Source organism: Faecalibacterium sp. (genome assembly GCF_052358865.1).
In the GTDB taxonomy this organism is placed as follows: domain Bacteria; phylum Bacillota; class Clostridia; order Oscillospirales; family Ruminococcaceae; genus Faecalibacterium; species Faecalibacterium butyricigenerans.
Map to the genome: position 1 here is coordinate 1 of NZ_DAWCVJ010000105.1, position 6,704 is coordinate 6,704.

Below are 6,704 nucleotides of genomic sequence, written 5' to 3' on the forward strand. Positions count from 1 at the left end.
ACAGCGTAAAATGCGAGAAATATCGATGATTTCCTCTTGACAACACACAGCTCAGTCCTTAAAATAATCTTAGAGAATACTATTATTGAAAATACGAAAGGCTGCTTTATGGGAAAGATGATTTTAGACGACCTCTGCAAGCGTCTGGAACGGCTGGACGAAGATGCTGACCTGATGATCGACAATGACGACCGTTACCAGATGGTGATCGTGGGCGGCAGTGCGTTCATTCTGCTGGGCAAGCTGACCCGTGCCACCCATGACATTGATGCCTTGAGCGTCCCGAAAGAGCTGTACGGACTACTTGGCAAGTACGACATCAACACGGATGTGGAAGCCTATATTGATAATTTTCCCTATAACTATCCCGACCGCTTGAAACCGCTGCCCTTCGGTGGCACAAAGGTGCAGTTTTACACACCCAGTCTGGAAGATCTGGTGATTGCAAAACTTTGCTCTTTCCGTGACACCGACAAGGCAGACGTGGAGAGTGAAGCGGTGCGGAACTCGTTGGACTGGGACCTGTTGGAACATCTCGCAACGGATGAGGATGAACTGAAAGCCAGTATCCTGAATGAGTGGCGGTATCGGGATTTTTACATCCGGTATCAGGAGTATCTGCTTATTTTGCGTTGCAAAATACTTGTTGGGAACACCCAAACCCTTGAACTGCATCGTGCCGGTGCAGGCTAGATGCTCTCGCAAACCTTACCCTAGTTTCGCCCACAGTGCATCATTCAATGCGGCAGCAGCATCTGCATCCATGCCCTCGTTCAGGCGGCGGGCGGCGTACCAGAGGGTAGAGCTTTCGTTTTGCAGCCCGGCAAGGGCGGTGCCTTGCAGCGGCAGGGTAAAGTCTGATACGGTCAGAACATCCCCTTCCTCCGGGTCGGTGCCGTCCAGCGTCTGGAAACAGCCGTACCGCTGCTCCATGGCGGCGGGGTCGTCTATGATGAACAAGGTACTCTCGCACAGATAAAAATCAGAGTTCAGCTTGTCCTCACTGGACTGCATCAGCTGCTGCAGGGCGGCATTCTGCGTTTCAAAGTCCAGCGCCAGCCAGATGCCCTTTACGGTTACCTTTACTTTGCCATCGCCGTTCACGTCTTCGGCAAGGCCTTCCAGCTGGGTCTCCAGTTGACTGAGAAAGGCGGTATCCGGGTCGGTGCGGCTTACCACAGCCACGGTGTAGTCCGGCTGCACCTCGGTGACCCGGCTCCAGACAAAATACCCCACCGCCAGCAGGGCAGCAGCGATCAGCACCACATAATACCAGTGGTAGTGCCACCAGTTGGCACGCTGCTGCGCCGGGGTCAGGGGAGGGGGCGTTTCTTGGATCAGGTCTTCGGGGGTGATATCCCGTTCGTAGCTGTAGGATGCCATGGCTGTGTCCTCGTTTCTCTGGTAAAATTTGCGTTGATTCTATTATAACACAATTCCCGGACAGTGAAATACCGTCCGGGAATTTCTGCGTTTACGGCTCAGATGGACTGTCCATTGGTGGCGGCAACTTCACCGTACCAGAATGCGCTGTCTTTCGGGATGCGCTGCCCGGTGGCGTAATCCACATACACCAGACCGAACCGCTCCCGGTAGCCGCTGTGCCACTCGAAGTTGTCCAGCAGACTCCACTGGAAATATCCCCGCACATCTGCACCGGCATGGATGCCCTCCGACAGCTTTTCCAGATACCGTGCCAGAAAATCGATGCGGTCTGCATCGTGCACCTTGCCGTCCCGGTAGACCTTATCCGTACAGGACAAGCCGTTTTCGGTGATGAACATGGGCAGACCGTACCGCTCCTGCATCTGGCGGGGACCCCAGTTCAGGCATTCCGGCTCCACCGGCCAGTTCATGGCGGTATGGGCGTACCCGGCGGGGCGCTCTACATAGCTGGGACCGTTTTCGCCCATCTGCGCCGGGGCAGCGTTGTAGATGTTCAGCCCCACCATGTCCGGCTTGCCCAGAGGCAGGGCATCGTTGATGTACTGCGGCACAGCGGCGATGCTGGCGGCAAGTCTCGGTCCGCAGATGTCCGGTTCCGGCCAACGGCCCAGACAGACCGGGTCCAGTGCCATGGTGTGGGTGAAGGCCCAGTCGTCATCCGGGCAGGCGAAGGTCAGGACCCGGGCAGCGTCCACGTCTGTTTTTGCCTCCGACACCGGATAGCAGATGCGGCCGGTGGAAACAAAGCCCACCTTGTTTTCCGGGTCTGCATGGCGCAGCTCCTGTGCGGCAAGGCAGTGGGCGTAGATAACGTTCCGCCAGCAGGTAAACTGACCTTCCAGCGGCAGTTTCAGACCCGGGGCGTGCTCTCCGGTGCCGTAGCCCATTTTTACGATGCAGGCAGGCTCGTTGAAGGTGAACCACTGATGTACCCGGCCTTTGAAGTGCTCTGCCATCTTTGCGGCATAGCTTGCAAACGCGCGTGCCGTTTCCTCACTGCGCCAGCCGCCCTTTTCTTCCAGCGCCTGGGGCAGGTCCCAGTGATACAAAGTTACATAAGGCTCGATCCCGGCTTCCAGCAAGGCATCCACAAGGGTATCGTAATAGGCAAAGCCTTCCTCGTTCCAGTCTGTGCCGCCGTTGGGGGCAATGCGGGTCCATGCCACGGAAAAGCGGTAGGCTTTCAGGTGCATGGACTGCAGCAGTGCAAGGTCCTCTTTCCAGCGGTGGTAGCTGTCGCAGGCAACGTCACCGGTCTCGCCCCGGTAGGTGCAGCCCGGTGTGTGGGAAAAAACATCCCAGATGCTCAGTCCCTTACCGCCCTCTGTGGCACCGCCTTCGATCTGATAGGCCGCTGTTGCAGCACCCCAGACAAATTCTTTTGGAAATTCAGCCATAATAGTTTTCCTTTCTGTCATTCAAACTTGTGTGCACAGGCATTCCACTGTCATGGTAGCGTGTCGGGTCTTTCATCTCGTCTGCCGCCAGCCGATTCAACCATTTCTTCAATTCCTCTTTCAGTGCAGAGGTCATGAAGATGGTGCGGCATGAGGATGCGGTTGCGGCTCGATCTGCGATTTTCGGATCCCCGAATAAGCGAAATACAATTTTGTATAGTCCAGTTCCTCAAGCTGGTCGCTTGCCTGACAGAGCGCATGATGTTTGTTGATTTGAATTTCTGTCTGCATTCGAAATTTTAACTGTTGACTTTTCTCCTCAATTTCGATATGCTGTTCTTGCTTTATCCGTTTCATTTTTGCACTGTTAACGTTAAAGCAAAAGACCAGAGTTGTAAAGCCTTTTGACTAAATAACTCTGGTCTTTTGGTTGGGCTTGTGCAACAGCCCCATTGCATTTTCACAGGAGGGGCTTTGGCGCCGGTCGTAATTTCAGCCCTTGACGCCGCCCAGCGCCACACCGCGGACGATGAACTTGGAGAGCAGCAGGTAGACGATGATCACCGGCAGGATGGCGATGGCCACCATCATGTACACCTTGCCCATATCGAACTTGAGGAAGTCTGCGCTGCGCAGCTGTGCAATGAGGATGGGCAGGGTCTTTTTGTCGGCGCTGTCCAGCACCAGAGCGGGGATGAAGTAGTTGTTCCAGCTGGCCACGAAGGAGAAGATGGCCTGCACGGCAAGGGCCGGCTTCATGATGGGCAGCACGATCTTATTAAAGGTATAGAACTCGCCTGCACCGTCGATGCGGGCGGCCTCCACGATCTCCATGGGCAGGGAAGCGTCCAGATACTGCTTCATGAAGAAGAACACCGTGGGCGCTGCGATGCTGGGAAGGATCAGCGGGACAAAGCTGTTTTTCAGGCCCATTTTGGTGATGAGCTGCAAAAAGCCCAGAGCCGACACCTGCGTGGGCATGGTCATGATGAGCAGGATGATGGCAAAGGCGGCTTTTTTGAACCGGAAATTGTAGGCGTAGATGCCGTAAGCCGTCAGGGCCGAGAAATACACGCTGAGGGCTGCCGAGCAGGCCGAGACGATCAGGCTGTTGCGGATGCCGGTGCCCACCGGGATATTGGCGTCTGCCAGCACGTTCCGGAAGTTGGTGACGAGGGACTTGCCCGGCAGCAGCGAGAATCCCTTCTGGATCTCAAAATGGGTGCGGGTGGAGTTGATCACCAGCACATAGAAGAAGAACAGACACAGAAAGCTGATGAGCACCAGCACCAGATAGCACCAGGCGCGGCGTGCCGCCAGTGTTGCTTTTTCAGACTGCGTTTTCGGAGTGCGTGCCATATTCACTTGCCCCCTTTAGCTGCTGCCTTCCGGGCAGCTTTCAATTCCCTGCGCTGGGCTTTGGTCAAGCCGTCATCCTCCCGGGTGAGGGAGAAGTAGACCACCACGCACAGCACCGCACAAACGAGGAACAGCACCACCGAGACAGCACCGGCCATGCCGTAGTTCTTGCTGAACAGGTGGTTGTTCAGGTACATGATCATGGTGGTGGAGGTGCGGTCCGGCCCGCCCTTGCCGTTGGTGAGGATCTGCGGCACATCGAACATCTGCAGACCGCCGATCATGGAGGTGATCATCACGTAGACCAGAATGGGCCGGATGAGCGGGATGGTGATCTTCCAGAACATCTGGTTCGGGGTGCAGCCGTCCAGCTCCGCAGCTTCGTACAGGGTGGGGTCCACGCCCATGATGGCTGCCATGAGCATGATGGTGGTGTTGCCGAACCACATGAGGAAATTCATCAGGCCGATGAGTCCCCGGTTGCCCCACACGGTGTTCAAAAAGCTGATGGGAGTCTTGATCCAGCCCATGCTCAGCAGCACGGCGTTCACCGGGCCGTTGTCCGAGAACAGCGCAAAGAACAGCATGGCAAAGGCCGAAGCCATGATCAGGTTGGGCATGTAGATGACCGTTTTGAAGAAGGTCTGGCCCTTCAGCTTCAGGCGCAGGTCGGTGAACCATGCCGCCAGCAGCAGCGAAACGGCGATCTGCGGGATAAAGCCGATGATCCACAGGATCAGCGTGTTGCTGAAATACTTGGGCAGGTCGGTGGCGAACAGGGTGATGTAGTTTTTCAGGCCCACAAAGCTGGGGCCGATGATCTTCAGGCCGCTGCGGTAATATTCAAAAAAGCTGTAGTAGATGGTGGATGCCAGGGGGATCAGCTGGAATACTGCGAAGATGATAAAGAACGGCGCAATGAAGATGTAGCCCCATTTCGCATAGCTGATCGACCCTTTCTTTTTCTTTTCTCCCATAGGATCGCCTCCTGTTATCTGTAGAAAAGCAAAGAGGGCGGGCGAGATATGCCGCCCGCCCTCTGTATTCACTTTTCCGTGTCAGCGAATTGGGTCATGCCGCAATCATGCGGGCCAGACCACATCGGTCAGCTCGGGGTACTTCTCCTTGATGGCGGTCTCGAAGTTTGCCTTTGCGGTATCCTCGTCCACGTTGCCGGTGAAGTAGTCCTTGAATGCGGTCTGGAAGCTCTCGTTCAGGCCCTGATCGTAGGGACCTGCGTTGGACATATCGATCTTCTTTGCAGCCTCGGCAAACAGGGCGATATGGTTCTGGCCGCCAAGGAAGTCGGACTTGTAATCGCTGCCTGCAATCTCTTCCATGGCCTTCTCGTTGTTGGTGTAGTCCTGCGTATCCAGCGTGATCTGCTTCATGATGGCTTCATCGCAGGTCAGCTTCTGCATCACGTCCCGGATGATCTCGATGTTGTCACTTCCGGCTGCGCCGCTGATCCAGGTCCCGCCCCAGTAGTAGGGCGGTGGGCCTGCGCGCACGGCGTTGTCGGCGTTGATGCCGTTGCCCACTTCCTCCTTGCCGCCCTCGGCCACAGGGGTCTCCAGCGAGTTGCCCAGCAGGGTGAAGTTGATGCCCCATGTGGAGTAGAAGAAGCCGAACACCTTGCCGGTGGGGCCCTGATCGGCCGCCCACTGGCTGTCCCACAGGCTGGACTTGTTGTTGTAGCCCTTGTCGGTGTATTCCTTGGTCTGTTCCACCCACTTCATGATGTTCTCGTCCACGGTGACGGTGGTGCCGTCCACCCACGGAGCGGCCACATTGTTGGAGAAGGTGCGGTATGCATCGTCAAAGCCGGACAGCATCTTGTAGCCCTTGGCAGAGGCCTGTGCCGCCACATCGTTGAACTTATCCCAGTCGGACAGGTGTGCCTGCACCTCGGTGGGGTCGTCGGTGCCCAGAACATCCTTGGCGATGCTGCGGCGGTATGCGAACAGGCCGGGCGTTGCCTGCCATGTGGTGCCGCGCTGGCTGCCGTCCACCGTGACGATGTCCTTGGTATACTGGTACTGACCGGCCAGATCGGAATCGGTCAGGCCGATGTCGGCCTTCACATCCAGAACGTAGTCGGAATCTACATACTTCAGCGCATAGTCGGCCTCGATCAGGAAAATATCAATCTTGTCATCGTCGGCGGCGCTGTCCTGACTCAGCAGTGCTTCGTCCAGCTTGTTCTGGTAGTTGTTGTTCTCGTTGGCGTTGATGGTCCACTTGACGGTGGTGCCGTCCTTCAGGGTGGTGGTGGACTTGTCCGCTGCGATCTCGGAAACTTCCGGATAGTAGTCGTTGAAGCGGCTCTGGAACTCGTCGTTCCAGCACCAGATGTTCAGCACCTTGCCGGCGGCAGAGGTGCCGGAAGCGGCTGCGCTGGATGCGGGAGCGGAAGAAGCAGTGCTGGTGGAAGCGGAGGAACCGCCGCAGGCAGCCAAAGCTGCACCAATGGTCACTGCGCCGGATGCGAGCAGGAAATTA

At 56.5% G+C, this 6,704-nt stretch carries 7 protein-coding genes; 1 reads left to right on the plus strand and 6 read right to left on the minus strand.

The features are described from left to right. Positions 1 to 108 precede the first annotated feature (108 nt). Complete coding sequence (locus ACT8X9_RS12270) at positions 109 to 693, plus strand: DUF6036 family nucleotidyltransferase (protein ID WP_242994698.1); 585 nt, start codon at positions 109 to 111, stop codon at positions 691 to 693. Between the two features lie 15 nt (positions 694 to 708). Here the strand turns inward: ACT8X9_RS12270 and ACT8X9_RS12275 are convergent, their stop codons facing one another. The 6 genes from ACT8X9_RS12275 to ACT8X9_RS12300 form a co-directional block, all read right to left on the minus strand. After that, positions 709 to 1,383: a hypothetical protein gene (locus ACT8X9_RS12275; RefSeq protein ID WP_316541905.1), complete on the minus strand. Its 675-nt coding sequence runs from the start codon at positions 1,381 to 1,383 to the stop codon at positions 709 to 711. Positions 1,384 to 1,481: 98 nt separating this feature from the next. Continuing rightward, positions 1,482 to 2,843: a GH1 family beta-glucosidase gene (locus ACT8X9_RS12280; protein ID WP_117529993.1), complete on the minus strand. Its 1,362-nt coding sequence runs from the start codon at positions 2,841 to 2,843 to the stop codon at positions 1,482 to 1,484. A gap of 132 nt (positions 2,844 to 2,975) precedes the next feature. Next, the gene (locus ACT8X9_RS12285) at positions 2,976 to 3,200 is read right to left on the minus strand and encodes a hypothetical protein (protein ID WP_337937131.1); all 225 of its coding nucleotides are present in this window, start codon (positions 3,198 to 3,200) and stop codon (positions 2,976 to 2,978) included. 135 nt (positions 3,201 to 3,335) lie between these two features. Beyond that, positions 3,336 to 4,202: a carbohydrate ABC transporter permease gene (locus ACT8X9_RS12290; RefSeq protein ID WP_249238079.1), complete on the minus strand. Its 867-nt coding sequence runs from the start codon at positions 4,200 to 4,202 to the stop codon at positions 3,336 to 3,338. 2 nt (positions 4,203 to 4,204) lie between these two features. Then, positions 4,205 to 5,179, minus strand: coding sequence for a carbohydrate ABC transporter permease (locus ACT8X9_RS12295; protein ID WP_117529995.1), 975 nt, complete (start codon positions 5,177 to 5,179; stop codon positions 4,205 to 4,207). Between the two features lie 105 nt (positions 5,180 to 5,284). Next, positions 5,285 to 6,704: carbohydrate ABC transporter substrate-binding protein (locus ACT8X9_RS12300; RefSeq protein WP_444269174.1), on the minus strand; the 1,420-nt coding region annotated here is incomplete at its 5' end.